This is a genomic window from Microbacterium sp. FG3 (genome assembly GCF_057809335.1).
Genome location: NZ_JBMDJT010000006.1, coordinates 1 through 23,060 on the forward strand (window position 1 = coordinate 1; position 23,060 = coordinate 23,060).

Sequence of the window (23,060 nt, forward strand, 5' to 3'; positions counted from 1 at the left end):
TCGGCTGCCTGCGCCTCGTCGGCGGTGGTGGCGGCCGGCGCGGCGGCCGGGGCGGGCGCGGGGGCGGCGGGCTCGGGCGCCTGGGCCGCGGCGGAGGCCGGATCGACCGGCACGGCGGGGGCGTCGGCGTCCTGGATCGGCTCGGGCCCGCGCGGCGGCGCGGTGACCGGCGTGCCGGCCGTGTCGGCGGGCAGGTGGCTGGAGCGGCGCGGGCCGGCGAACGCCGAGCCGTCGGCCTCGCCCTGGCCCTGCTCGGGGGCGACGACGGGCGCCGGCTCGTCGACGGGCTCCTCGGCCGCGTCGACCTTGCCGTCCGGGTGCACGATGAGCGGCCACGTCGCGTCGGGCTCCTCGACCGTGACGCGCACGGGGCGCTGCAGGCGCTGGGCGGTCTCGGCGCAGAAGCGCACGACCTCGCGGCGGGCGTTCTCGGCGGAGTCCGTGGCGATCGGGTGCTCGGTGTCGTTCATCGTGAGCACGCCGTTTCCGGTCGCGTCGATGCGCGCGGCGATGACCGGCCACGTGGGTACGTACTGCATGTGATCCCCCTCGGACGCGACCCGCGAGCGGGCCTTGCGATATTCCCCCTAAGCCTACGGCGTCGCTCCCCGGGCACCCGGATCCGATTCCCTTGCGTCCTGCGAAAGAACCCCGGTTCTTGCGCGCACCGGCGGCGGCAAGACGGCGCCCGGCATTCCTAGGCTGGCAACGCAGATCGCCACAAGCGAAGGAGTGACGTGGGCGCGTACGAAGAGCAGCAGTCGGCGTGGACCGCGCGGGAGGAGCTCGCGGAGCGGATGATCCCCGTGATCGGGCGCCTGCACCGCGACCACGGCGTCGTCCCCTCGATCCACGGCCGGCGCCTCGTGGGCGGCTCGCCCGTCGACATCCTGAAGGCGCATCGCTTCGCGCGGCAGACGGACGAGGAGGCGCTCGATCCGGCCAAGACCCTCGCGGTGCTCGAGGCGCTCGAGAGCCTCGATCTCGGTGCCGCATCGATCGACATCGCCCGCCTCATCGCCCGGTTCGACGCGCAGGGCGGTTCGTACGAGCCCGCGGCCCTGGCCGACTTCCTGCGCGTCGAGCTGGCTGAGGTGGTCGGGGCCCAGGCGCCCGCGCCGACCGACGTGGTGCTCTACGGCTTCGGGCGCATCGGCCGCCTCATCGCGCGCATCCTCATCGCGCACGCCGGCCGGGCGTCCGGGCTGCGGCTGCGCGCGATCGTCGTGCGCGGGGGCGGCGACGCCGACCTGCGCAAGCGCGCCAGCCTGCTGCGCCGCGACTCGGTGCACGGCGCGTTCCGGGGATCGATCGAGGTGGACGAGCGGAACCAGACGATCCTCGCCAACGGCACCCTCATCCACGTGATCCATGCCGACGATCCCGCCGCCGTCGACTACACGAGGTACGGGATCGACGACGCGATCGTCGTCGACAACACCGGGCGCTGGCGCGACGAGGAGGGGCTCGGGCAGCACCTGCGGTCGCGGGGCGTGGCGCGCGTGCTGCTGACGGCCCCGGGCAAGGGTGCCATCAAGAACATCGTCGCCGGCGTGAACGGCGACGACATCGCGCCGGGCGACGCGATCGTGTCGGCCGCCTCGTGCACGACCAACGCCATCACGCCCGTGCTCGCCGTGCTCGACGAGGCCTACGGCATCGAGCGCGGGCACGTCGAGACCGTGCACTCGTTCACCAACGACCAGAACCTGATCGACAACTTCCACCGGGGAGACCGGCGGGGCCGGGCCGCGACGCTCAACATGGTCATCACCGAGACCGGGGCGGCGAAGGCCGTGGCGAAGGCGCTGCCGCAGCTGAAGGGCAAGCTCACGGGATCGGCCATCCGCGTGCCGACGCCCGACGTCTCGCTCGCCATCCTGAACCTGAGGCTGGGGCGCGCCGTCACCCGCGACGGGATCAACGCGCACCTGCGGCAGACCTCGCTCACCTCGCCGCTGCGCCCGCAGATCGACTACATCGAATCGCCCGAGGTGGTCTCGAGCGACTTCGTCGGCAGCAACAGGGCCGGCGTCGTCGACGGGCTCGCCACGGTCGCGGACGGCGACGAGAACGTCGTGCTCTACGTCTGGTACGACAACGAGTTCGGCTACTCGTGCCAGGTCGTGCGCGTGCTCGAGCGGATGGCGGGGGCCCACCCCGTGGTGCTCCCCGAGCGCGATCCCGTGGCGGTCGAGGCCGTGCCCGAAACGGTGTCGGCCGCCGTCTGACGGGCCCGGCTCGGGGCGGTTCCCGGTGGGCGCGCGGACGCACTCCACTACCCTGGGAGGGGATAGGGGAGGGCTCGTGGGACGCAACGCCGATGCCATCGCGGAGGGTGTGGCGATCGCGCTCGCCGCGGCGCGGCTGCAGGTGAAGAACCGCATCCTGGTGAGCACGATCTCGCTGGGCGGCAACTTCGATCCCGAGCTCTTCGCGCCGACCGCCCGCGAGGCGCTGTCGCAGCTGGCCGACGAGCAGGAGCAGGTGTCGGAGGCGATGACCGCCGCCCGCAAGCGCGCGTGGGGGAAGCACTCGCAGCCGCACGGCACGCACGACTACCGCGACCGCGACGTGCGCAACCTGCGGCGCCGCGCCCGGCAGGCCGCAGGCGTGGCCAAGCAGCTGCGCGAGCGGGCGGAGGCCCCCGACCAGGTACGCGCGCTCGTCGAGGCCGCGCGCGACGCTGCGTGGCACGATGTGCAGCAGAACCTCGACAGTCGGCTGCGGATCGAGGGCATGCGCCCCGATCAGGACCCCGACTACGCCCGGATGCGCGACGCGCGCATGCAGGCGCTGCGTCTGGTCGATCTGCAGCGACTCTCGGCCGACGCCCGCGCGCGGCGGCGCGCCCGGGAAGGCGCGGAGCCCGACGAGGAGGGCACGGCGGAGTCGGCCTGATTTCGCGAGGCGCCGACGCGTGATGTACTATGGACAGGTTGCTTCGGCAGCGGAAACTGCGCCCGTAGCTCAATGGATAGAGCATCTGACTACGGATCAGAAGGTTAGGGGTTCGAGTCCCTTCGGGCGCACACTGTGTTGAGACAGTAGACAAGGCCTGGTTCCTGAGGAACCGGGCCTTCGTCGTCTCCCGGCTCGAAGCCGCACCTCCCCTGGATCTACAGGGAGTCGCGCAGCTTCTGCGTGAGAGATTTCAGCATTCTCAGCTCGTCGGTGCTGAGCGCGCTCATGCGGTCGGCGATGTGCTTGCCGTGGCGGGTCGCGATCGCGCGGAACGCCCGCTCGCCCGCCTCCGTGGCGGTGACGAGCGATCCCCGCCCGTCGTCGGGATCCGGCGCCTTCGTGACGAGGCCGCGCGTGACCATCCGGTCCACGAGGCGCGAGACGCTCGGCTGGCTGATGAGCATGTTGGCCGTCACCTCGCGCAGACGCGCGGTGCGGTCGGGGGAGCGCACGACGGTGAGCAGCACGTCGTACTCGGGCTGCGTGAGGGCGGCGCCGTCGAAGTCGCCCTCGAGCAGCGCGAAGATCTCGTGCTGCGCGCGGAAGAGGTTCTCCCACGCCTCGACGGCGAGCCTGCGATCAGCCATGTATTCAACTGTATCCAAGGCGACCGCCGGCGCTCCCCGGGCAAGGGAAAGGGCCGGTCGGTGAGGATCCGACCGGCCCCTTGTCCCTTGCACCAAGAGTGTCCTGCAATCACATGCGGTCACCGCCACAGCAAACGGCTTCCGTGATGAGGACTCTATAACGGATAAGTAACGGAGGGAAGCTCCGGCGTTACTTTTCTGTGACATTCACCGGATGTTCATCGGAACCCGAAGGTCGGTGCAGCGGTTCCGATCGACGGAGCGGCGTGCGTCCCGCCGCCCGTTAGCGCATCCCGACCGACGCGCGAAAGGGGGTTCCGCCACCGCTCGCGGCGCGGAATCATCGGGCCGATGGTGTTCATCGGATTCCACGCCTCGCACGAGCAGATCGCGCCCAGCGCTCTGCTCGACGACGTGGCCCGCGCCGAGGAGGTCGGGTTCGACGGCGCGATGTGCTCGGATCACCTCGCGCCCTGGAGCCCGCGGCAGGGGCAGTCCGGCTTCGCCTGGAGCTGGCTCGGCGCTGCGCTCGCGCAGACCCGGTTCCCGTTCGGCGTGGTGACGGCGCCCGGGCAGCGTTACCACCCCGTCGTGCTCGCGCACGCGATCGCGACGCTCGGCGAGATGTTCCCGGGCCGGTTCTGGGCGGCGCTCGGCAGCGGCGAGGCGATGAACGAGCACGTCACCGGCGACCCGTGGCCGCCGAAGGACGAGCGCAACGAGCGCCTGCGCGAGAGCGCCGACGTCATGCGCCGGCTGCTCGCGGGCGAGGAGGTCAGCCACGACGGCCGCGTCACCGTGCACCGCGCGCGGCTGTGGAGCCGGCCCGAGGTCGCGCCGCCGTTCCTCGCGGCCGCGACGAGCCCGGAGACCGCGGGCTGGGCCGCGTCGTGGGCCGATGGGCTCGCGACCGTCGCCCAGGCGCCGGACGCGCTGCGCCGGGTGGTCGACGCCTACCGGTCGCCCGGGGGATCGGGCCCCTGCGTGCTGCAGGTGCACGTGAGCTGGGCCGCGTCGGACGCCGACGCGCTCGCGATCGCGCGGGATCAGTGGCGCAACGGCCTCGTCTCGCCGCCGCGGTGCTGGGACATCGAGCAGCCCGAGGACTTCGACGCCGCCGTCGGCGAGGTCGACGAGCGGGCGCTGCGCGAGGCGGTGATGGTGGCGAGCGACGCGGGCGAGCTGGCCGAGCGCGTCGCCGAGCTCACGCGGATCGGATTCGACCGCGTCTATCTGCATCACGTCGGGCAGGACCAGTCGGACTTCCTCGCGGCCGCGCAGTCCGACATCCTGCCCCTGCTGAGGGAACGGACATGAGGCTCACGGACACGAGCGACCTGTGGTGGAAGTCGGCGGTCATCTACTGCCTCGACGTGGAGAAGTTCGTCGACTCCGACGGCGACGGGGTGGGCGACCTGCAGGGGCTCGCCGCCCGCATCGACTACCTCGCCCAGATCGGCGTGACGTGCCTGTGGCTCATGCCGATCTACCCGAGCCCCCGCAAGGACGACGGCTACGACGTGACGGACTTCTACGGCATCGACCCGCGCCTGGGCAGCCACGGCGACTTCGTCGAGGTGGTGCGCACGGCGAAGGATCGCGGCATGCGGGTGATCGTCGACCTCGTGATCAACCACACGTCCGACAGGCACCCGTGGTTCGTCGCCGCGAAGCGCAGCGTGGACTCGCCGTATCGCGACTACTACGTGTGGCGCGACGATCCGCCGCCCGAGGGGCAGCAGAACCCCGTCTTCCCCGGCGAGGCCGACGGCGTGTGGACGAAGGACGAGAAGTCGGGGCAGTGGTACCTGCACAGCTTCTACGAGCACCAGCCCGACCTGAACGTGACCAACCCGCGCGTGCGCGACGAGATCGCCAAGACGGTCGGCTTCTGGCTGGAGCTGGGGGTGTCGGGCTTCCGCGTCGACGCCGTGCCGTTCCTGCTCGAGGTGCCCGAGGGCGCCGACATGGCCAATCCGCACGACTTCCTGCGCGACATCCGCCGCTTCCTGCAGCGGCGCTCGAGCGAGGCCGTGCTGCTGGGCGAGGTCAACCTGCCGTACGAGCAGCAGGTGGCGTACTTCGGCGCGAACGATGACGGCCAGGAGCTGACGATGCAGTTCGACTTCGCCGGCATGCAGCGGCTCTATCTCTCGCTCGTGCGGCAGGATCCCGCCCCGCTCGTCGAGACGCTGAGCTCCCGCCCCGAGCTGCCCGTCGAGACGCAGTGGGCCAACTTCCTGCGCAACCACGACGAGCTGACGCTGGATCAGCTCGCCGAGGGCGAGCGCCAGGAGGTGTTCGAGGCGCTCGCGCCGGATGAGGGGCAGCGCGTGTACGGCCGCGGCATCGTGCGCCGGCTGCCGCCGATGCTGCAGGGCGACCCGCGCCGCATCCGGATGGCGTACAGCCTGCTGTTCACGCTGCCGGGCACGCCCGTGCTGTTCTACGGCGAGGAGATCGGCATGGGCGAGAACCCCGACCTGCCGGGCCGGCACGCGGTGCGCACGCCCATGCAGTGGTCGCCCGAGCGGGGCGGCGGGTTCTCCAGCGCGCCGCCGCGGCGGCTTGCGTCGCGCCCACCGGAGGGCGGGTACGGGCCGCAGCACGTGAATGTGGCCGACCAGCTGGAGGATCCGGGCTCGCTGCTGCACTTCTTCCGCGCCCTCGTCTCGCGCTACCGCCTGTCGCCCGAGCTCGGGTGGGGCCACTTCGAGGTGATCGAGCAGGACGCGCCCGCCGTGCTCGTGCACTCGCTGACGGCGGATCTGGGCCGCATGATCGCGGTGCACAACTTCGCCGACGAGCCCGCCGTCACGCGGTTCCGCCTCGAGGGGGAGCCCGACGGCGTCTCGCTCGTCGACCTGCTGGGCGCCGAGCGGCTCGAGGTGGGCGAGCAGGGCGAGGTCGAGCTGGAGCTGCCCGCCTACGGCTACCGCTGGCTGCGCGTCTCGCGACCGGGCGACGGCCGGCTCACGTAGGGCGCGACGCGGCCCGTCAGCGCCGCCGCCACCAGCGGCGCCGCGGCGGCTCCTGCGCGCGAGCGCGGGCGGCGGCGCGGGCGCGTTCGGCGCGCCGCTCGCGCCACGCCTCGAGCTCGGCCTCCACGTCGTGCTCGGGGGTGACCACGGGTGGGCCGCCCAGCAGCTGCAGCCGCGCCTCGCGCACCCGGTGGTTGAAGTCCTCGACGTACTCGCGCACGTCGCGCTCGTGCGTGAGCGCGTCGAGGCGCTCGGCGAACTCCGCGTGCTCCACGCGCAGCGCCAGGGCCGGCGGGCCGAGGCCCGTGAGCTGCTCGCGCTCGATCTTGCGGCGCACCCACCAGTCCGGATCGTGCCGCTCGCCGAGCCCCTCGATCGGCTTGCCCGCGCCGGGCAGGTCGTCGAACTCGCCGCGCCGGATCGCCTGCTGGATCGCCTGCTCGACGACCGCCGCGCGCTCCTCGGCCGTCGACCACTGGGGGCCGGATCGGCGCGGCTCGGGCTCGTCCTCGCGGGGAATGACGCCGTCGCGCTCGAGCCGGTAGCGCAGGGCGGCCAGACGCGGGTCCTCCGCCTCGCCGGTGGCGTCGTCGTCTCGCGCGGCCATGCCTCCACGGTACGACGAGGCGTAGGGTCGGGGCATGGCCATCGACATCCCTCGCATCGCGCTCAACGACGGACGGCCCTTTGCGCAGATCGGCCTCGGCACCTACAAGCTCACCGGAGACGACGGCATCGCCGCGATCGAATCCGGCATCGCGGGCGGCTATCGCCTGCTCGACACCGCCGTGAACTACGGCAACGAGCGGGAGGTCGGCGAGGCCGTGCGACGCAGCGGCATCGACCGCGACGAGATCATCGTCACGACGAAGGTGCCCGGCCGCCACCACGGCTACGACGAGGCGATCGCCAGCGGGCGGGCCTCCAGCGAGACGCTGGGCCTCGGCCGCATCGACCTGCTGCTCATCCACTGGCCCAATCCGCGCGTGGACAAGTATGTCGACACGTTCCGCGGCATGATCGCGCTGCGCGACGAGGGCGTGGTCGCGTCGGTGGGCGTGTCCAACTTCACGATCCCCATGCTCCAGCGCCTCATCGACGAGACCGGCGTGGTGCCGGCCGTCAACCAGGTGGAGCTGCACCCGTACTTCCCGCAGGCCGAGCTGCGCGCCTTCCACGCCGAGCACGGCATCCGCACCGAGAGCTGGAGCCCCCTGGGTCGCCGCAGCGACCTGCTCGCCGAGCCGGTGCTGCACGACATCGCCGCGGCGCACGGCGTCGGCCCCACCCAGGTGGTCATCCGCTGGCACGTGCAGCTGGGCGCCACGCCGATCCCCAAGTCGTCCGATCCGACGCGCCAGATCGAGAACGCCGACGTGTTCGGCTTCGAGCTGACGGACGACGAGGTCGCCGCCATCTCGGCGCTCGAGCGCGGGCGCATCTGGGACGGCGACCCCGACACGCACGAGGAGATGTAGCGCCGGATCGGCTCAGTGGGGCGCGTGGTAGCCGGCGTCGCCGCGCTTCCAGTAGCCCTTCACGACGATCTGCTCGGGGCCGAGGCCCCACCGGTCGCACAGCAGGGCGCGGCCGGGCTTGACGATGGACTGCTCGGCGGCGACGAAGCCGAACACCGAGCCGGCCGGGCGCTGCTCGGCCGTGACGGCATCGAGCGCGGCGGCGAGGGCCCGGCCCTCCGCGGCGCCGTCGCGGTGCACGTACTCCACGCGCACGGGGGCGTCGATCGGGATCTCGTGCGCGGCATCCGCGACCTCGACGAGGATGCGGGCGTCCGCGCCCTCGGGGATGAGCGCGGCGTAGCGGCGGATCTGCGGCACGGCCGTCTCGTCGCCCGCCAGCAGCCAGCCGTCGGGCGTGCCCGCGATGCGCATCGATCCGCGCGGGCCGCCGACGCCGGCGATCGCGCCGAGCGGGGCGGTCGCCGCCCACACGCCCGCGACGCCCTCGTCGCCGTGCACGGCGAACTCGAGGTCGAGCCAGTCGTCGCCCCAGGCCAGCGGCGTGAACTCGCGGCTGGGCAGCGCGCGCAGCTCCTCGACGGTGCCGAACGGGGCGTCGGCGGTCTCGGGGCCGCCGAAGAAGACGCGGATGTGGTCGTCGTGTCCCGCGGGGCCGAAGCCGACGAGGTCGTCGCCCTGCAGCCGAATGCGGAGGTAGTGCCGCGTGATGGCCTCGCGCGAGACGAGGCGCGTCGCGCGGAACCTCAGCTCCTGCGGCTCCCGCTCGAGGGCGAAGGCGGACGCGGGGGCGGTGCTCGACAGCGGCATATGGTTAGGTTAGCCTAACCAGCAGCGGGTCGGACGGGAATGTCCGAATCCCGATCCGCTGATCCCCCTCACCGACGGAGCCGCGGCTGATACCGCGCATCTCCCGATAGGAGCATGCCCATGAAGACCACCCGCCCGCTCGCGACGCTCTCGATCGTCGCCGCGTCCGCCCTCGCGCTCGCCGGCTGCGCGGCCGCCGACGCCTCCGCGCCGGAGGGCACGCCCGAGCCCGGCACCGCCGAGCCGCTCGTGTGGGACTTCGCGTTCAACACCGCGGGCGAGGACGAGGAGCCGGCGTACGAGGACGTGAGCGTGGAGGTGCCGCGCGACCCCGAGAAGGTGGTCATCTTCGACATGGCGTCGTTCGACACGTGGACGAGCCTGGGCGGCGAGGTCGCCGGCGCGCCGCTCGATTCCGTGCCCGACTACCTCGAGGACGGCCTGGCCGACGACGCGTTCAACGCCGGCACGCTCTTCGAGGCCGACGTGCTCGCGATCGCCGAGCAGGAGCCGGATCTCATCATCCTGGGTGGCCGCTCGGCGGCGCTCTACGACGAGCTGAAGGACATCGCCCCGACCATCGACATGTCGTCGCAGGGCTCCTTCGAGGAGACCCTCGAGCGCAACGTCACGTTCCTCGGCGAGGTGCTGGGGGCCCAGGACGAGGCCGCCGCGGCGATCGAGGAGCTCGAGGCGGGCATCGAGGAGGCCAAGGCCGTCACGGCCGAGGCCGGCACGGGCCTCGGCGTCATGGTCTCGGGCGACGGCATCTCGGCGCTCAAGCCCTCGCTGGGCGACTACTCCGGCCGCAACCTGCGCGGCGGGCTGATCTACGACGTGTTCGGCGTGCAGCCGGTGATGGACGACATCGAGGCTGCCACCCACGGCGAGCCGATCTCGTTCGAGTTCCTGCTCGAGGCCGACCCCGACTACCTCTGGGTGATCGACCGCAACACGGCCACGGGCGGCGACAGCGGATCGAGCGAGTCGGCCGCCGCGATCCTCGACAACGACATCGTGAACCAGACGACGGCCGCGCAGGAGGGCCACATCGTGTATCTCGACCCGGTGGCCTGGTACATCGTGTTCGGCGGCATCGAGACGACGAAGATCATGACAGACGACGTCATGCAGATCGCCGAGTAAGGCGCCGCCGGCAACTCATGCGGTTCCTGTGATGGCCGTCGCCCCGGCCACCTCGCTGACGAGCGCCCCCGCCCCCGCACGCCGATCCCGGCGCACGTGGGTGGGGGTGCTCATCGGCGTGCTCCTCGTCGCCCTCTCGGCGCTGAGCCTGTTCATCGGCGCCTCGAGCGACGTCTCGCTCACCGGCGGCGTGAACGCCGACGGCCACGGCATGTTCCTGCTGCTGGCCAGCCGCGTCCCGCGCACCGTGGCCCTCGTCCTCGTCGGCGCCTCGCTCGGCATCGCGGGCCTCATCATGCAGATGCTCGTGCGCAACAAGTTCGTCGAGCCGTCGACGACGGGCGTGACGGAGTTCGGCTCGCTGGGCATGCTGATGATCCTGCTGCTGTGGCCCGGCATGCCCGTCATGCTGCAGATGGTCGTCGTCTCGGCCTTCGCCCTCGCCGGCACGTGGGTGTTCCTGCGCGTCATCCGCCGCGTGCCCGTGCGGCACCTCGTGCTCGTGCCGCTCGTGGGCATCATGCTCGGCGGCGTCGTGGGCGCCGTCACGACCTTCTTCGCGTACAGCCAGGACCTGCTGCAGTCGCTCGGGCAGTGGGCGCAGGGCAGCTTCGCGAGCGTGATGACGGGGCGCTACGAGCTCGTCTGGTTCGCGGCGGCCATGGTGGTCGTCGCCTGGTTCGCGGCCGATCGCTTCAGCGTCATCGGCATGGGCGAGGAGTTCGCGACGAACCTCGGGCTGAACTACCGCCGCGTCGTGGCGATCGGCATGGTCGTCACGGCCGTCATCACCGCCGCGGTGCTCGTCACCGCCGGCATGCTCCCGTTCCTCGGCCTCGTCGTGCCGAATGTCGTGAGCCTCATCATCGGCGACAACGTGCGCCGCTCGATCCCGTGGGTCGCGGGCCTGGGCGCCGTCTTCCTCGTCGCGTGCGACATCCTGGCCCGCACTTTGCGGCATCCGTACGAGATCCCGCTGTCGGTGATCGTGGGCGTCATCGGCGCCGCGCTGTTCCTGTGGCTGCTGCTGAGGAGGCGTTCGCGTGCTCACTGAGACCCCCGCCGCCGTCTCCGCCCCGGCGCGCGCGCCGCTGGCCGCCCTGTGGGCCCGCCCGGCCGTGCGCCTCGGCGTGCTCGCTGCCGCCGTGGCGGCCGTGATCGCGTTCTACCTGCTGTGGGATCTACCGCCGAGCGTGCTGCTGCTGGGCCTGCAGATCCGCGGGCTGTCGGTGCTGACGATGATCGTCGTCGCGGTGGCCGTGGGCGTCTCGACGGTCGTGTTCCACACGATCACCCAGAACCGCATCCTCACGCCGTCGATCATGGGCTTCGACGCGTTCTTCGGCCTCATCGTCACCCTCACGGTGTTCCTGTTCGGCTCCGTGGGCTTCCTGCGTGCCGACAGCTGGGTGATGTGGCTCATCCAGGTCGCCGTGATGGTCGGCTTCAGCGTGTTCCTGTTCACGTGGATGTTCGGCGGCAAGCGACGCTCGATCCATCTCATGCTGCTCGTGGGGATCGTGCTCGGCACGTTCTTCCGCAGCTTCACCGAGTGGATGCAGCGCATGCTCGATCCGCTCGACTTCGACGTGGTCGCCGACGCGATGTTCGCCTCGCTCACCAAGCCCGATCCCACGCTGCTGCTGTTCACGGCGGTGCTCGTGGCGGGCGGCGTCGCCGCGCTGCTGCCCCTGCTGCGCACGCTCGACGTGCTCACCCTCGGCGAGCAGGCCGCCGTCGGTCTGGGGGTGAATCACCGGCGCACGGTGATGATCCTCTTCCTCGTCGTGTCGGTCATGGTCGCCGCCTCGACGGCGCTCGTGGGGCCGATCCTCTTCTTCGGGCTCATCGTGGCGAACCTCGCGTACGCGTACGCCGGATCGTTCCGCCACGTGTGGACCCTGCCGACGGCCGTGCTGCTGGGCGTGCTGTGCCTCGTGGGCGGTCAGCTGCTGCTGGAGCAGGTGCTGGACTTCGGCGCCACGCTGTCGACCATCATCGAGTTCGTCGGCGGCCTGTTCTTCCTCTTCCTCGTGCTGCGAAAGGGGGCGCGATGATCGCGCTCGAGAGCGCCACCAAGCGCTACGGACACACGACCGTGCTCGACGACGTGACGGTCTCGTTCGGCGACGCGGGCGTGACCGCGCTGATCGGGCCGAACGGCGCCGGCAAGTCGACGCTGTTCGGGCTCGTCGGCCGACTGATCCGCCCCGATGCGGGCACGGTGACGGTGGACGGGCGGGACGTGACGAAGGCGGATTCGCGTGAGCTCGCCCGCACGATCGCGGTGCTGCGGCAGGACAACCACGTGTCCGCGCGGCTCACGGTGGAGGATCTCGTCGAGTTCGGGCGCTTCCCGCACTCGGGCGGGCGCCTCACGGTCGACGACCGCGCGCACATCGAGCGCGCGATCGACGACCTCGACCTGCAGCCCTACCGCCACCGCTTCCTCGACGAGCTCTCGGGCGGGCAGCGTCAGCGCGCGTTCGTGGCGATGGCCCTCGCGCAGGACACGGAGTACGTGCTGCTGGACGAGCCGCTCAACAACCTCGACCCCAAGCACGCCGTGGCGCTCATGAAGCTCATCGCCGACCTGGCCGACGACCGCGGGCTGAAGATCGTCGTCGTGATGCACGACATCAACATCGCGGCGCAGTTCGCCGACACGATCATCGCGATGCGCGACGGCCGCGTCCTGCACCACGGCCCCGTGGAGGATGTCGTCACGGTCCCGAAGCTCGTGGAGCTCTACGAGACCCCCGTGCGCGTGGAGCAGCTCAACGGGCGCCGCGTCGTCCTCTGGGACTGACGGGCGGTCGGGCTCAGTACCAGTTGACCGACTGCGAGTGGCCCCAGGCGGCGCACGGGGTGCCGTAGGCGCGCGAGATGTAGTCGAGGCCCCAGCGGATCTGGGTGACGGGGTTGGTCTGCCAGTCGGCGCCGACCGTGGCCATCTTCGATCCCGGCAGCGACTGCGGGATGCCGTACGCGCCGCTGGAGGGGTTCATGGCCTGGTGGTTCCAGCCCGACTCCTTCATCCAGAGGTTGTAGAGGCAACCGAACTGGTCGGCGCCCCAGCCGTACTGCGACGCGGCGATGTCGCGCGCGGCGGCCTGGGCGCCCTCGGGGGTGCTGGCGACGGCGGCGGCCTGCGCGGCGGCGGCCTCGGCCGCGGCCTGCTCCTCGGCGGCGCGCTGAGCCTCGGCGGCCTCGCGGGCGGCGTCGGCCTTGACCTGCGCGGTCTGGGCGACGACCTCCTGCGCCTCCTGCGAGGCGGCGTCGACGAGGCCGGTGACCGTGACCTGCGGCATCTGGTCGTAGTTGCTGAGCTTGTGCACGTAATCGCGCAGCTCGCCGGTGTCGACGCCGTCGACCGCGGTCTCGAGCACGGCGTTCGCCTCGGCGAGCGTCGACTCGGCCTCGTCGGCGACGCGGGCCGGGATCGACAGCTCGGGGGCGTCGGGAGCGGGCGTCGCGGCGGCGGCCTCGGCCTGCGCGGCCTGCGTCTGGGCCTGCGCGGTGAGGGCGGTGCCGGTGACGAGGAGCGCGGCGCCGAGCGCGGCGGTGGCGAGGAAGCGGCCGCGGTGCGAGCGCCGGGGCCGTCGCGGGGTGGTGATGGGCGTGGCGTGGGGAAGCGTGTGGAGCATCGGGTCCGTGTCGTGTTCAGGGCACCCGCGTCGAGGGCCCTGGCGGGTTCGGGTCCCGCCAGGACGGTGGCCGCTCTTCGGTTCGGCGGCCCCGCGCATCGGGAAGCGCGGGCGATCGGGTACGACCGGACGACCCTGCCAGTCGCAACCTGAGCGCCACCCGGCGTTTACCTGGACGTGGCGTGAGAGCGTAACTCCTGGTCCCACGGCGATTCGCCCCGGCCGCGATCCGTCGAATCGCCCCCGATCCGCGTCAGCATGCGGATCGGGCGGGATCCGGTATCTTGCGTAACGAACGGATAACAAGACGCCTGACCGGTGACCTCCGAGTTCGCTGAGAGGCCCGATCAGGGGCGGAATTCAGAGCTCGATGCCCTTGTCCTCGTCGTTCACGCCGGCGTTGCGGCCGCGGCGGCTCTCGAACGCGAGGAAGATCGCGAGGGCGCCCAGGAGGCCCAGCAGTGCCCCGAGCAGCACGTTCTGCAGGATGACGCCGATGACGACGCCGAGGGCCAGCACGCCGAGCGCGAGGAGCAGGGTGCGGGAGCGGGTCATGCCCCCAGGCTACGGGCTCGGTGCGGCCGGCGGGCGGGGTCGGCGCGGCCGTCCTCGGCGCGGCCGTCGCGGCGGTCGTGGGCTCGCGTCAGCGGTCGCGGTGGTCCTCCATGTGCAGGCGCGCGCCGCGCCGGGGCTCGGCCCGGCCGGCGGCGTAGATGAGGCGGATGACGCGCTGCCGGTGCCCGCGCCAGGGCTCGAGCAGCTCGATCATGCCGGCGTCGTCGGTGCGCGCGCCGGTGAGGGCGTAGCCCACGTGATGCGCGAGGTGGAAGTCGCCCACGCTCACGGCGTCCGGATCGCCGAGGGCCCGGATCCGCGTCTCGGCGATCGTCCACGGTCCGATGCCGCGCAGACTGCCGAGCGCGGCGTCGAGCCGGCCGGCGGACGCGGCGCGCTCGAGCGAGGCCGCCCGCGCGGCGGCCTCGGCGATCGTGCGGGCCTGCGGCGGCTCGAGCCCCGCGCGGTGCCACGCCCACGAGGGCACGCGCCGCCAGCCCTCCGGTGCGGGAGGGGCGAACATCGGCACCGGCGTGGGCCCGGGGGCGCGCTCGCCGCACCAGGTGACGATCCGCCGCCACGCGCCGAACGCCTGCCGCAGCGTGACCTTCTGCTCGGTGATCGCCTGCGCGAGCGCGTCGAAGAGCAGCTCGGTGCGCGCCATCCGCAGCCCGGGGTGGCGGCGGTGCGCCTCGGCGATCCAGGGCAGGCGCGGCTCGAAGGACGAGGGATCGTCGCCCGCGCCGCACAGCGCCGGGGCCTGTGCGATGGCCCACTCGCGCCCGGGCCCCCAGGCCGCCAGCCGCACCGATCCGTCGGCCGCCTGCCGCAACGCGAGCGTCGCGACGCCCTCGGGGGTTCGTGTCGCGCGCCAGAGCACGGGCCCGTCGATCGTCTGTGTCGGATCGCCCGGTCCGCGCTGCAGCGCGGCGACGGTGGCGACGAGGTCGAGCTCGCCGCGCGGCCGGTACTCGCCCTCGAGCCGTGGACCCGGATCGGGCCGGGGGTCGCGCGTGCGCGTCGCGTGACGCGGGGCGAGCGCGGCGGCCGGGATCATGCCCCCACGCTACGCCGGGCCGCCGACACGCGAGGTGTGAGGGTGCGGATCAGAAGCGGTCGGGGGAGGGGGTGCCGGTGCCGTAGCGAATGGCGACGTCGGCGTGGCGGTCGAAGCGGTAGCCGACGCCGCGCACCGTGCGGACGATCTCCTCGTAGCGGCCGAGCTTGGCGCGCAGGCGGCGCACGTGCACGTCGATCGTGCGCTCGCCGGGCGCGTTCGCGTCGGCGGCGTCCCACAGCGACTCGACGAGCTCGCCGCGCGCGATCGTGCGGCCCTCGCGCAGCACGAGGTACTGCAGCAGCTCGAACTCCTTGAAGGTGAGCGGCGCGGTCTCGCCGTCGATGACGATGCGCTTGCGCGACAGATCCACGACCACACCCGTGCCCGTCTCGGGCTTCGGCGCCTCCTGCTTGGCGCGCGCGGCGGCGCCCGGCTCCTTGAGCGCGAGGCGCACGACGTCCACGTCGCGCCCGCCGGCCGACTGCGGTGCGAGGGCCACGGCGGCGTAGGTCTCGGCGCTCGGCGCGAGCTCGGCGAGCGTGCGGCGCAGCGCCTCGACGAGCGTGGGCAGGCTGACGCCGTCGATGGCGGCCTTCACCTCGTCGATTCCCACGTACAGCGCGAAGCCGCGGGGCGAGGTGCCGGCGGGCAGGGCGGCGGCGGAGGAGCGGATCGGGGAGCCGGCGGGGGCTGCCGTGTCGGCGGCGGCCCGGGTCGAGGTCTGGGTGGCAGCGGGGCGGTCGAGGAAGGCGGTGTTCGACATGAGGAGGTCCTTGGGGATGTCACCCGATGCGGGTGTGCGTCGATGCGGCATCGGGATGCGATGCAGCGGGGCCGCGTGAGGATGCGGCGGGGAGAGCTCCGCGGGGAACTCGGGCTCAGCGCCCGTCAGAGCGGCGCGAGCGGTGCAGCGAGGAACGGATTCGACTCAGCGGCACATTCGACAGCACATGCCAACGCGACCGGGCATCATCATCCCGGCAACTCCGTTCGCCTCCTGGGCGGACAGAATCGTGGCGTTGGCAGACATGCCGCCGATTATTGCCCGGTGTGACGCCGCATGTCAAACCGCGTCGCCGCGTGACGAAACATGACGTCATCGGGCGTTCCGGCGCCGGTGTCGCCGCACGCGCGTAGCCTGTTCGGGTGACCGATCTCACGTTCGCGAACGACACCGCGGCCTCCCGCTACACGCTGCACCGCGGCGACGACCTGGTGAGCGTGCTGGACTACCGCGACAACGGCCGCACCGTGGCGCTCACGCGCGCGTTCACGGTGCCGTCGTTCCGCGGGCACGGGTACGCCGGCGAGATCACCGAGCGTGCCGTCGCCGACATCGAGGCGCGCGGCGACCGCGAGGTGCTGCCCGTGTGCTGGTACGTGGCCGACTGGTTCGCCGCCCATCCGGAGCGGGCCGGGGTGCTCGCCGCGCGCTGACGGGCGTTTCGGATGTCGGTGGCCCGGTCTAGCGTCGGGGCATGGACATCATTCTCATCGCCGGCTTCTGGCTGGACGGATCGTCGTGGTCGGCGCAGGTGCCGGCCCTCGAGGCCGCGGGGCACCGCGTGCACACGCCCACGCTGCCGGGCCTCGCGCCCGGCGACAGCAAGGATGTGGGGCTGCAGGATCAGATCGACGCGGTCGTCGCGCTGATCGACGGCATCGACGGGCCGGTCGTGCTCGCCGGCCACTCGGGCGGCGGCAACGTGGCGTGGGGCGCGGCAGACGCGCGGCCGGATCGCGTGGCGCACGTCGTGTTCGTCGACTCGTTCCCGCCGCCGGACGGCCTCGTCGTCAACGACGAGCTGCCCGTCGTCGACGGGGTCATCCCGTTCCCCGAGGACCGCGCGTCGTACTTCGAGGACGCGGAGTTCGCCGACTTCGCCGAGCAGCAGCTCGCGGAGTTCGTCGCGAACGCGATCCCGCAGCCGGCGCGCGTCGCGTCCGAGCCGATCCGCCTGCGCGACGAGGCGCGGCACCGCATCCCCGTGACGGTGTTCGCCACGGCGTTCCCGAAGGAGCAGATCGAGCAGCTGATCGAGGCGGGGCACCCCATGACCACCGAGCTCGGCGCCGTGCACGAGCTCACGATCATCGGGCTGCCCACGAGCCACTGGCCGCAGCTGACCAAGCCCGCCGAGACCGCGCAGGTGCTCGTGGAGGCGGCGAACCGGGCGGCCGAAGAGCGGGAGTAGCGGGCCCCGGGTCGGGGGTGTTCTGCGCCCGGCCCGGTGTCACTCCCGGCCCGGCGTCACTCCGCGCGGTCGAACCAGGCCAGCTCGAGCTCGGCGCTCGGGCCGACGGGGTTCACGACGAGACCGGCCATGCCGTCGTCGCGGGCGCTCTCGACGATCCGGTCGATCGTCGTCGGCTGCGCCATGGCGTCGGGCGCCCAGGCCCACAGCTCGGCGGGGCTGGAGAACACGGCGTGCAGCACGCCGCCGTCCGCCCGCGTGGCGGTCGCGATCCGGTAGCCGGTGACCTCGCCGTCCTCGCCCGCGACGGGGATGCCGCCCACGTAGACGACGGCGTCGCGCAGCAGGCCCAGGAACTCGTCGAGCGGCACCCCGCCGTCCACCGTCGCCGAGGCGAGTCGGGCGGCGTCGGCGGGGTTGGCACCGAAGGCGCGCGAGATCTCGTCGGCGTACGCGATGAACGCGCCGTCCGTGCCGGCGTCGATCGCGATCCCCTCGTGCTGCGCGATGGCGTGCTCGAGCGTCGCCGCGCCCGACTGGGCGAGGGAGCGCGGCTCCTCGGCAGTGGTGAACGCGCGCAGGCGATCGTTGTCGGTGAAGGCCAGCAGCAGGTCCTTGCCGTCGGCGTCGCGCACGGAGGCCACGGCGAGCGTGTCGCCCTGCTGCATGGGGTTGTCGGGATCGGCGAACGTCGACGCGCTGATGTCGAGCAGCAGCTGGCCCGACATGGCCCGCCGCAGCGCGTCGCTGTGCGTCTGCGCGTCCTTCCGCTCAGCCCAGGCGTCGAGCGCCTGCTGGAGTCGGGCGTGCTGCACGAGCGATGGCTGCTGGGGGTCTGTCATCCCGCCACGCTACGCGGACGGATCGGCATCCGCGACCCCGCGCTCGCCGGTCTCGGCGAGCCATGCGACGATCCGATCCGCCGCCGGGTCGGGGTTGCGGATCATCGCCTCGTGCCCGCTGTCGGGGATCTCGCGCAGCTGCCCGAGCGGCAGGGCGTCGGCGACGGCGCGGCACCAGTCGTGCGGGGCGACGAGGTCCTTCTCGCCGCGCAGCACGAGCGCGGGCTCCGCCACGCGCGGGAACGCCCGCTCGGGCGCGTGGGTGAGCATGGCGCGCATCTTCAGGCGCAGGTGCGGCCCGGCGCGCACGTACTCGCGCGCGCCGATGAGCAGCACCTTGGGGCTCTCGTCGAGCAGGTCGGTGGCGAGGCGCCGCAGCTGGGTGAACGCGCGGCGCTTTCCGATCTCCACGGTCGGCCCGATGAGCACCGGGCGGGCGTGGAGGGCCGGGTGCCGCGCGGCGACCTCGACGGCCACCTGCGCCCCCATCGAGTGCCCCACGAGCACCGGCGCCTCGATCCCGTGCGCGCGCAGGAACGCGGCGACCATGTCGGCCATCCGCTCCACGGTCGGCACGCGCGGCGGCTCGGGCGCCTCGCCGTAGCCGGGCAGGTCGATCGCGATCGCCCGGCCGTGGGCGCTCAGCCGCTCGCCGAGCCCGCCGAACACGCTCCGCCCCATCCCGATCCCGTGGATCAGCACGAACGTCACGTCGCCCGATCCGCGCTCCTCCCACACGAGCGTGGCGCCCTCGTACGTGAACGGGCGGGCCGGCGGTTCGAGACGCATGGATCGAACCTACCCGGGCGGCGCGGCCCGGACCGGAGCAGACTGTGCCGCATGCGCGCCTTCAAGAAGCGGTACCTCGCACTGCTCAACCGCACGCTCAACCCGCTGACCCTGCGCGCGGCCCGGCGTGGCCGCGGGCCGTTCTCGCTCGTGGAGCACGTGGGCCGCAAGTCGGGGCGCACGTACGAGGCGCCGCTGATCCTCGCCCGTGTGCCCGAGGGTCTCGTCGCGGAGCTCACCTATGGCGACGGCGTCAACTGGTACCGCAACGTGCGCGCCGGCGGCGGGCGGGTGCTGCACCGCGGCCGGTGGTACCGCATCACCGCCGTCGAGCCTTACGGCGTGCGGGATGGGCTGCGGGCGTTCGGGCCCCCGGCGTCGTGGGTGCTGCGCCTGCTGCGGCGGCGCGAGTTTCGGTTGCTGCGGGTGGTGGGGGAGTAGAGCGCACCGGCGCGGGGCGCCTCAGCGCCGCCCGTCACACGACCCGTCGGCTCCGGCCCGCGCCGGGACCGATCCATCCGCCGGATGCCGGGCTGCCGCCCTCGCTTCCCCTGGGGCACTAGTCCAACGACGGGTGAAAGTAGGCGTAGAGAGCGTGCGGCATGGGCGACTCGAGTCGAAGATTCATGTGGACGACGTCGAGCGGTGAGCCGTCCTTGTCAGGCATTGTCGTCTGCATGGGGTTGGACGCGTGTGCCTGCCCGAGGTAGTAGAAGTCGGCGCCCTCAGCATCGTCCTTCTTGACGAACACGTGCACGTCGACTTCGCCCTGAATGATCGAACGCACCTCGGGTGTCGCGAGCGTCCGACGGCTTCTTGTGAACCAATGGACGTTCGATGCATCGAGAAGCTCATCGTCGTACGCCGTACTCGCCGAGACGTCCTCGTCCTTGTGAAGGGTGATGAAGATCGGGCACGTGGAGGTCGCGCGGTGAACCTTGTAGCCGAAGATTGCGCCCATCTCGTTGTTGTCCCAGCCGAGAAGGCGGCAGGCATCCTTGCGTGTGTACTGCATGCCGGGCTTCAGCGGGCGGTCGGCGGCGTATCGGGCTTCGATGAGCGCCAGACCTGTTTGTATAGCGTCATCTACAGCCTCAGCGAACCGTGCGTCCGCTGCGTACGAGCGGGTGAAATCCTCGCTCAGCGCAATCCCGCTACTACGCCGCACAATGATCGGGGCGCCATAACGAGCGACCTCTTGCTGAATCTGGAACTCGAGCGTGAGCACCCGAATGAGGGCGTCGAGCGCACGGGCCGAGGTCGAGGCGCCCCGGAGGGCAAGAGCTGCAGCAAGGTCGTCGCGATCCAGAACGCCGCCACTCTCCAAAAGGGCGCGAAGCGCCACGAGCTCATGCGGGCGTTTGGCGACGAGCAGCTCGTGGGTAATGAACTGCAGTGCCTTACTCTCCGTATCCGTGAGCGGCAGCGCGTTCCCCAGCGCTGACGCGACGAGGGCAGGGAAGTGTTCGCGGTGGGTCGCAAGAACGACCGGGTCAGTGGACTCGAAGCGCCAGAAGTCCCAGAGCAAGGGCTCGCGCCCAAGGCGGTTGAACATCGACTTCACCGCGCGTCGCAAGCTCGCGGCGCTGGTGAGCTTCGCGGACTGGATAGCAGCGAGCACCCGTTCCTTCGAGATCTGATCGAAGGAGATGCTGGAAAGGCCCGGAAGGACGCCCCTATCCGTGACTAGGTCCTTGCGTAGGGACTCCTTGTTGAGGGTCTCATCCCCGTAGAGCGCGATCGGGATCATAAAGTTGTTCGCGTAGTTGCCGATGAAGTCGATGACGACGAGATATTCCTTACCGGCAGCCTTGCGCAGCCCCCGACCGAGCTGCTGGACGAACACGATCGGCGACTGCGTCTGACGCAGCATGATGACTTGATTCACCGACGGGATGTCGACACCCTCGTTGAAAATGTCGACAGTAAGGATGTAGTCGAGTTCGCCGCGCTCAAGGCTTCCCACGGCGGCTTCACGTACGTCCATGCTGTCGGATCCCGTGAGAGCAATGGTGCGGAGCGGCTTGCCGTGCAGAGTTCGCTCGTTCAGCGCCGAGGACAGTGCATGTGCCTCTGTCTGCCGACTGCAGAAGATGAGCCCGCGCGGCGCGACGCCTGCCTGACCGTAGAGCTCAATGGCCTTAATCACATGATCGATACGTTCCGGGTTAATGAGCGCTGACAGGTCGGATTCGGCGTTGATGGTCGTGCCGTCCGAGAGCGTCACATCGGCAACGCCGTAGTAGTGGAAGGGTGCGAGCATCCCCTCTTCGAGAGCGTGCTGTAGCCGAATCTCGTACGGCACGACGTAGTTGAACAGCTCGAACACGTTGAATGCATCGGTGCGCTCGGGCGTAGCCGTCATACCCAGCATGAACTTCGGTGTGAAGTGCGTGAGCACCCGGAGATGCCCCTCCGCGCCGGCGCGATGAGCTTCATCGATCACCACATAGTCGAACTCATCGGGACGGAACTGGTCGAGCGCTCGCGACAGCGTCTGCACGGTAGAGAAGACATAACGGCGGTCCTGCTGCTTCACGTTGCCCGTGAACTTGCCGTAGTCCGCGAGAGATCCGCCAAGCACGCGGTGATATTCGGCGATGCTGCGATCGAGGATCTGCTCGCGGTGAACCACAAACAGGAGCCTCTTGGGCGCGCATGCGTGCACGTCGAACGCCGAGAGGATGGTCTTGCCTGTGCCTGTCGCCGACACCACGATCGCCCGGTTGGCGCCTTCCGCACGCACCCGTGCCAGCTCGTGGAGCGCGTCCTGTTGCATGCGATTCGGGCACAGCGTCTCGGGCTCGGTGGTATCCGGTCGCGCCGGTGCGAGCCGGACGCGTTCGGGGCGGGGGTCTGCGTCGTCGGCGACGGGTTCGTCCGCGATCGAGTCGGGCGCATCGGAGAAGTCGGGGCGATCCGTCGGCGTTGAGCGGGCCGTCGGAGGCACGTACCGCTTGCGGTACTGCTCGATCCAATCGCGAGTGAGCGGCTTCGAATCCTCGATCTGCCGCGTAACGAGGCGCGAGATCTGGTCGGCGAGATCGCTTCCCCGGGACGCGGTGACCTTGAGGTTCCACTCGTGGTTCGACGCGATCGCGGTGTGGGTGAGGTTGGAGCTCCCCATCATGGCGGTGATGGAACGGGCCGATTCGAAGATGTAACCCTTGGGGTGGAACGCCCGCGAATCGTGAAGCCGGACCTCGATGCCGAGCTGATCCCCAAGATTCAGCAGTTCGTCGAATGCGGTTGGTGCATTGAAGCCGAGGTAATCCGACGTGATAATCCGCCCTTTACCAGCGAAGTTCGCGAACTCCTGCTTGAGCAGCTGGATCGCGCGTGACGACACGAACGCGACCGAGAACGTGAATGTGTCGCAACGGCGGATTTCCTCGGCGAGCGTGTGCAGGACCTTTATGTCCTCGGTGTTGAGTACGACTCTCGGGTTGAACTGCCGCGGCGCGTCGGTGTCCTTGCTGAGATAGCCAAAGTCGATGTCGAGCTGGAGTTCGTCGCTCCGCGTGAAGTCGGGATTGCTCACGCCGCGAGCTTATCCTGCAGAATCTCCACGGCGGGGACATCGGCGGGTGCCCATTCGAGGTCGGATAGCGAATACGGCGGGAGCCAACGAACCTCCGCATGCTCGGTGAGCTCCGGCGTGCCATCGACGAGTTCACACAGGAAGGTCGTAAGCGTTACGATGCCGAACTCGTATTCATGTGTCGTGGTCGTCACTTCCTCGCCGACCTCGACAGTGCAATGAAGCTCCTCGTCGATCTCCCGGAGAAGGGCTTCACGGGGTGTCTCGCCTTGCTCGATCTTGCCGCCAGGGAACTCCCACATTCCCGCCAGGCTGCCGGGCCCACGCTGCGCGCAGAGGATCAGGGCGTCCTTGACGATGACCGCGCCGACAACATTGATCTGCTTCTTCACGATGGTCCCTTGGGTGGTGAGGTGGGCGTTGGTTGCCACGTTATCGGCTGCGACCGACACGAGCGGACTCACG

Annotated in this window: 23 protein-coding genes, 1 tRNA gene and 1 pseudogene; 13 read left to right on the forward strand and 12 right to left on the reverse strand. The window is 71.1% G+C overall.

The genetic code is table 11. The annotated features are described in order from the left end of the window. Positions 1 to 539 (reverse strand): annotated as a pseudogene (locus ACODR5_RS03315) (hypothetical protein); the annotation flags it as partial. Positions 540 to 797: 258 nt separating this feature from the next. On the opposite strand from ACODR5_RS03315, the gene ACODR5_RS03320 reads away from it, so the two are divergent. The 3 genes from ACODR5_RS03320 (at position 798) to ACODR5_RS03330 (ending at position 3,032) form a co-directional block, all read left to right on the forward strand. Beyond that, positions 798 to 2,231 carry a glyceraldehyde-3-phosphate dehydrogenase gene (locus ACODR5_RS03320; RefSeq protein ID WP_488982783.1) on the forward strand — a complete coding sequence of 478 codons (1,434 nt, stop codon included), beginning with the start codon at positions 798 to 800 and terminating at the stop codon, positions 2,229 to 2,231. Between the two features lie 76 nt (positions 2,232 to 2,307). Next, a complete protein-coding gene (locus ACODR5_RS03325) occupies positions 2,308 to 2,901 on the forward strand; it encodes an asparagine synthase (RefSeq protein WP_488982721.1) in 594 nt (197 codons plus the stop codon). Between the two features lie 58 nt (positions 2,902 to 2,959). Beyond that, positions 2,960 to 3,032 (forward strand) — tRNA-Arg (locus ACODR5_RS03330). A gap of 87 nt (positions 3,033 to 3,119) precedes the next feature. Here ACODR5_RS03330 and ACODR5_RS03335 read toward each other — a convergent pair. Further along, complete coding sequence (locus ACODR5_RS03335; protein WP_488982722.1) at positions 3,120 to 3,551, reverse strand: MarR family winged helix-turn-helix transcriptional regulator; 432 nt, start codon at positions 3,549 to 3,551, stop codon at positions 3,120 to 3,122. A gap of 351 nt (positions 3,552 to 3,902) precedes the next feature. On the opposite strand from ACODR5_RS03335, the gene ACODR5_RS03340 reads away from it, so the two are divergent. Together ACODR5_RS03340 and ACODR5_RS03345 are read left to right on the forward strand one after the other, a co-directional pair. Continuing rightward, positions 3,903 to 4,868: a TIGR03885 family FMN-dependent LLM class oxidoreductase gene (locus ACODR5_RS03340; RefSeq protein ID WP_488982723.1), complete on the forward strand. Its 966-nt coding sequence runs from the start codon at positions 3,903 to 3,905 to the stop codon at positions 4,866 to 4,868. After that, entirely contained in the window at positions 4,865 to 6,532 is a 1,668-nt protein-coding gene (locus tag ACODR5_RS03345; RefSeq protein ID WP_488982724.1) for an alpha-amylase family protein, read from the forward strand. The genes ACODR5_RS03340 and ACODR5_RS03345 overlap by 4 nt, the downstream gene beginning before the upstream one ends. Before the next feature lie 16 nt (positions 6,533 to 6,548). On the opposite strand, the gene ACODR5_RS03350 is transcribed toward ACODR5_RS03345, so the two are convergent. Beyond that, entirely contained in the window at positions 6,549 to 7,139 is a 591-nt protein-coding gene (locus ACODR5_RS03350) for a DnaJ family domain-containing protein (RefSeq protein ID WP_488982725.1), read from the reverse strand. A 34-nt stretch (positions 7,140 to 7,173) separates the two neighbouring features. On the opposite strand from ACODR5_RS03350, the gene ACODR5_RS03355 reads away from it, so the two are divergent. Then, the gene (locus ACODR5_RS03355) at positions 7,174 to 8,010 is read left to right on the forward strand and encodes an aldo/keto reductase (RefSeq protein ID WP_488982726.1); all 837 of its coding nucleotides are present in this window, start codon (positions 7,174 to 7,176) and stop codon (positions 8,008 to 8,010) included. A 12-nt stretch (positions 8,011 to 8,022) separates the two neighbouring features. On the opposite strand, the gene ACODR5_RS03360 is transcribed toward ACODR5_RS03355, so the two are convergent. Then, positions 8,023 to 8,820, reverse strand: a complete 798-nt coding sequence (locus ACODR5_RS03360; RefSeq protein WP_488982727.1) for a siderophore-interacting protein — start codon at positions 8,818 to 8,820, stop codon at positions 8,023 to 8,025. Between the two features lie 120 nt (positions 8,821 to 8,940). On the opposite strand from ACODR5_RS03360, the gene ACODR5_RS03365 reads away from it, so the two are divergent. Genes ACODR5_RS03365 through ACODR5_RS03380 form a run of 4 tightly spaced genes read left to right on the forward strand, consistent with a single transcriptional unit; the run spans position 8,941 to position 12,775 of the window. After that, positions 8,941 to 9,966, forward strand: coding sequence for a siderophore ABC transporter substrate-binding protein (locus ACODR5_RS03365; RefSeq protein WP_488982728.1), 1,026 nt, complete (start codon positions 8,941 to 8,943; stop codon positions 9,964 to 9,966). A 31-nt stretch (positions 9,967 to 9,997) separates the two neighbouring features. Further along, entirely contained in the window at positions 9,998 to 11,020 is a 1,023-nt protein-coding gene (locus tag ACODR5_RS03370; RefSeq protein WP_488982729.1) for an ABC transporter permease, read from the forward strand. Continuing rightward, positions 11,010 to 12,023, forward strand: coding sequence for an iron chelate uptake ABC transporter family permease subunit (locus tag ACODR5_RS03375; RefSeq protein WP_488982730.1), 1,014 nt, complete (start codon positions 11,010 to 11,012; stop codon positions 12,021 to 12,023). Before ACODR5_RS03370 ends, ACODR5_RS03375 begins: the two co-directional genes overlap by 11 nt. Then, the gene (locus ACODR5_RS03380) at positions 12,020 to 12,775 is read left to right on the forward strand and encodes an iron ABC transporter ATP-binding protein (RefSeq protein WP_488982731.1); all 756 of its coding nucleotides are present in this window, start codon (positions 12,020 to 12,022) and stop codon (positions 12,773 to 12,775) included. Before ACODR5_RS03375 ends, ACODR5_RS03380 begins: the two co-directional genes overlap by 4 nt. 13 nt (positions 12,776 to 12,788) lie before the next feature. Here the strand turns inward: ACODR5_RS03380 and ACODR5_RS03385 are convergent, their stop codons facing one another. The 4 genes from ACODR5_RS03385 to ACODR5_RS03400 form a co-directional block, all read right to left on the reverse strand. Further along, the gene (locus ACODR5_RS03385) at positions 12,789 to 13,613 is read right to left on the reverse strand and encodes an aggregation-promoting factor C-terminal-like domain-containing protein (protein ID WP_488982732.1); all 825 of its coding nucleotides are present in this window, start codon (positions 13,611 to 13,613) and stop codon (positions 12,789 to 12,791) included. Positions 13,614 to 13,973: 360 nt separating this feature from the next. After that, positions 13,974 to 14,168 (reverse strand): hypothetical protein, encoded by a 195-nt coding sequence (locus tag ACODR5_RS03390; protein ID WP_449853537.1) that lies wholly within the window; start codon positions 14,166 to 14,168, stop codon positions 13,974 to 13,976. An 88-nt stretch (positions 14,169 to 14,256) separates the two neighbouring features. After that, entirely contained in the window at positions 14,257 to 15,225 is a 969-nt protein-coding gene (locus tag ACODR5_RS03395; RefSeq protein WP_488982733.1) for a DNA-3-methyladenine glycosylase family protein, read from the reverse strand. A 49-nt stretch (positions 15,226 to 15,274) separates the two neighbouring features. After that, positions 15,275 to 15,991, reverse strand: coding sequence for a winged helix-turn-helix domain-containing protein (locus ACODR5_RS03400; protein ID WP_488982734.1), 717 nt, complete (start codon positions 15,989 to 15,991; stop codon positions 15,275 to 15,277). A gap of 383 nt (positions 15,992 to 16,374) precedes the next feature. Between ACODR5_RS03400 and ACODR5_RS03405 the strand changes: the two genes are divergently transcribed. Both ACODR5_RS03405 and ACODR5_RS03410 read left to right on the forward strand, forming a co-directional pair. Further along, complete coding sequence (locus tag ACODR5_RS03405; RefSeq protein ID WP_449853528.1) at positions 16,375 to 16,665, forward strand: GNAT family N-acetyltransferase; 291 nt, start codon at positions 16,375 to 16,377, stop codon at positions 16,663 to 16,665. 41 nt (positions 16,666 to 16,706) lie between these two features. Continuing rightward, the gene (locus ACODR5_RS03410) at positions 16,707 to 17,423 is read left to right on the forward strand and encodes an alpha/beta fold hydrolase (RefSeq protein WP_488982735.1); all 717 of its coding nucleotides are present in this window, start codon (positions 16,707 to 16,709) and stop codon (positions 17,421 to 17,423) included. A gap of 56 nt (positions 17,424 to 17,479) precedes the next feature. Here the strand turns inward: ACODR5_RS03410 and ACODR5_RS03415 are convergent, their stop codons facing one another. Then, entirely contained in the window at positions 17,480 to 18,265 is a 786-nt protein-coding gene (locus tag ACODR5_RS03415; RefSeq protein ID WP_488982736.1) for an SseB family protein, read from the reverse strand. A gap of 9 nt (positions 18,266 to 18,274) precedes the next feature. Next, positions 18,275 to 19,054 carry an alpha/beta fold hydrolase gene (locus ACODR5_RS03420; RefSeq protein ID WP_488982737.1) on the reverse strand — a complete coding sequence of 260 codons (780 nt, stop codon included), beginning with the start codon at positions 19,052 to 19,054 and terminating at the stop codon, positions 18,275 to 18,277. Between the two features lie 51 nt (positions 19,055 to 19,105). Between ACODR5_RS03420 and ACODR5_RS03425 the strand changes: the two genes are divergently transcribed. Then, complete coding sequence (locus tag ACODR5_RS03425; protein WP_488982738.1) at positions 19,106 to 19,495, forward strand: PNPOx family protein; 390 nt, start codon at positions 19,106 to 19,108, stop codon at positions 19,493 to 19,495. A gap of 118 nt (positions 19,496 to 19,613) precedes the next feature. On the opposite strand, the gene ACODR5_RS03430 is transcribed toward ACODR5_RS03425, so the two are convergent. Both ACODR5_RS03430 and ACODR5_RS03435 read right to left on the reverse strand, forming a co-directional pair. Next, the gene (locus ACODR5_RS03430) at positions 19,614 to 22,595 is read right to left on the reverse strand and encodes a DEAD/DEAH box helicase (protein ID WP_449853523.1); all 2,982 of its coding nucleotides are present in this window, start codon (positions 22,593 to 22,595) and stop codon (positions 19,614 to 19,616) included. Then, a complete protein-coding gene (locus tag ACODR5_RS03435; protein ID WP_488982739.1) occupies positions 22,592 to 23,047 on the reverse strand; it encodes a (deoxy)nucleoside triphosphate pyrophosphohydrolase in 456 nt (151 codons plus the stop codon). The genes ACODR5_RS03430 and ACODR5_RS03435 overlap by 4 nt, the downstream gene beginning before the upstream one ends. Positions 23,048 to 23,060: the final 13 nt, after the last annotated feature.

Bases quoted from the DNA above. Each gene is read 5' to 3' on its own strand.
- ACODR5_RS03335 (WP_488982722.1), bottom strand. From the start codon at position 3,551: ATGGCTGATCGCAGGCTCGCCGTCGAGGCGTGGGAGAACCTCTTCCGC.
- ACODR5_RS03395 (WP_488982733.1), bottom strand. From the start codon at position 15,225: ATGATCCCGGCCGCCGCGCTCGCCCCGCGTCACGCGACGCGCACGCGC.
- ACODR5_RS03410 (WP_488982735.1), top strand. From the start codon at position 16,707: ATGGACATCATTCTCATCGCCGGCTTCTGGCTGGACGGATCGTCGTGG.
- ACODR5_RS03370 (WP_488982729.1), top strand. From the start codon at position 9,998: ATGGCCGTCGCCCCGGCCACCTCGCTGACGAGCGCCCCCGCCCCCGCA.
- ACODR5_RS03420 (WP_488982737.1), bottom strand. From the start codon at position 19,054: ATGCGTCTCGAACCGCCGGCCCGCCCGTTCACGTACGAGGGCGCCACG.
- ACODR5_RS03355 (WP_488982726.1), top strand. From the start codon at position 7,174: ATGGCCATCGACATCCCTCGCATCGCGCTCAACGACGGACGGCCCTTT.
- ACODR5_RS03345 (WP_488982724.1), top strand. From the start codon at position 4,865: ATGAGGCTCACGGACACGAGCGACCTGTGGTGGAAGTCGGCGGTCATC.
- ACODR5_RS03400 (WP_488982734.1), bottom strand. From the start codon at position 15,991: ATGTCGAACACCGCCTTCCTCGACCGCCCCGCTGCCACCCAGACCTCG.
- ACODR5_RS03385 (WP_488982732.1), bottom strand. From the start codon at position 13,613: ATGCTCCACACGCTTCCCCACGCCACGCCCATCACCACCCCGCGACGG.
- ACODR5_RS03360 (WP_488982727.1), bottom strand. From the start codon at position 8,820: ATGCCGCTGTCGAGCACCGCCCCCGCGTCCGCCTTCGCCCTCGAGCGG.
- ACODR5_RS03340 (WP_488982723.1), top strand. From the start codon at position 3,903: ATGGTGTTCATCGGATTCCACGCCTCGCACGAGCAGATCGCGCCCAGC.
- ACODR5_RS03380 (WP_488982731.1), top strand. From the start codon at position 12,020: ATGATCGCGCTCGAGAGCGCCACCAAGCGCTACGGACACACGACCGTG.
- ACODR5_RS03390 (WP_449853537.1), bottom strand. From the start codon at position 14,168: ATGACCCGCTCCCGCACCCTGCTCCTCGCGCTCGGCGTGCTGGCCCTC.
- ACODR5_RS03350 (WP_488982725.1), bottom strand. From the start codon at position 7,139: ATGGCCGCGCGAGACGACGACGCCACCGGCGAGGCGGAGGACCCGCGT.
- ACODR5_RS03425 (WP_488982738.1), top strand. From the start codon at position 19,106: ATGCGCGCCTTCAAGAAGCGGTACCTCGCACTGCTCAACCGCACGCTC.
- ACODR5_RS03320 (WP_488982783.1), top strand. From the start codon at position 798: ATGATCCCCGTGATCGGGCGCCTGCACCGCGACCACGGCGTCGTCCCC.
- ACODR5_RS03365 (WP_488982728.1), top strand. From the start codon at position 8,941: ATGAAGACCACCCGCCCGCTCGCGACGCTCTCGATCGTCGCCGCGTCC.
- ACODR5_RS03415 (WP_488982736.1), bottom strand. From the start codon at position 18,265: ATGACAGACCCCCAGCAGCCATCGCTCGTGCAGCACGCCCGACTCCAG.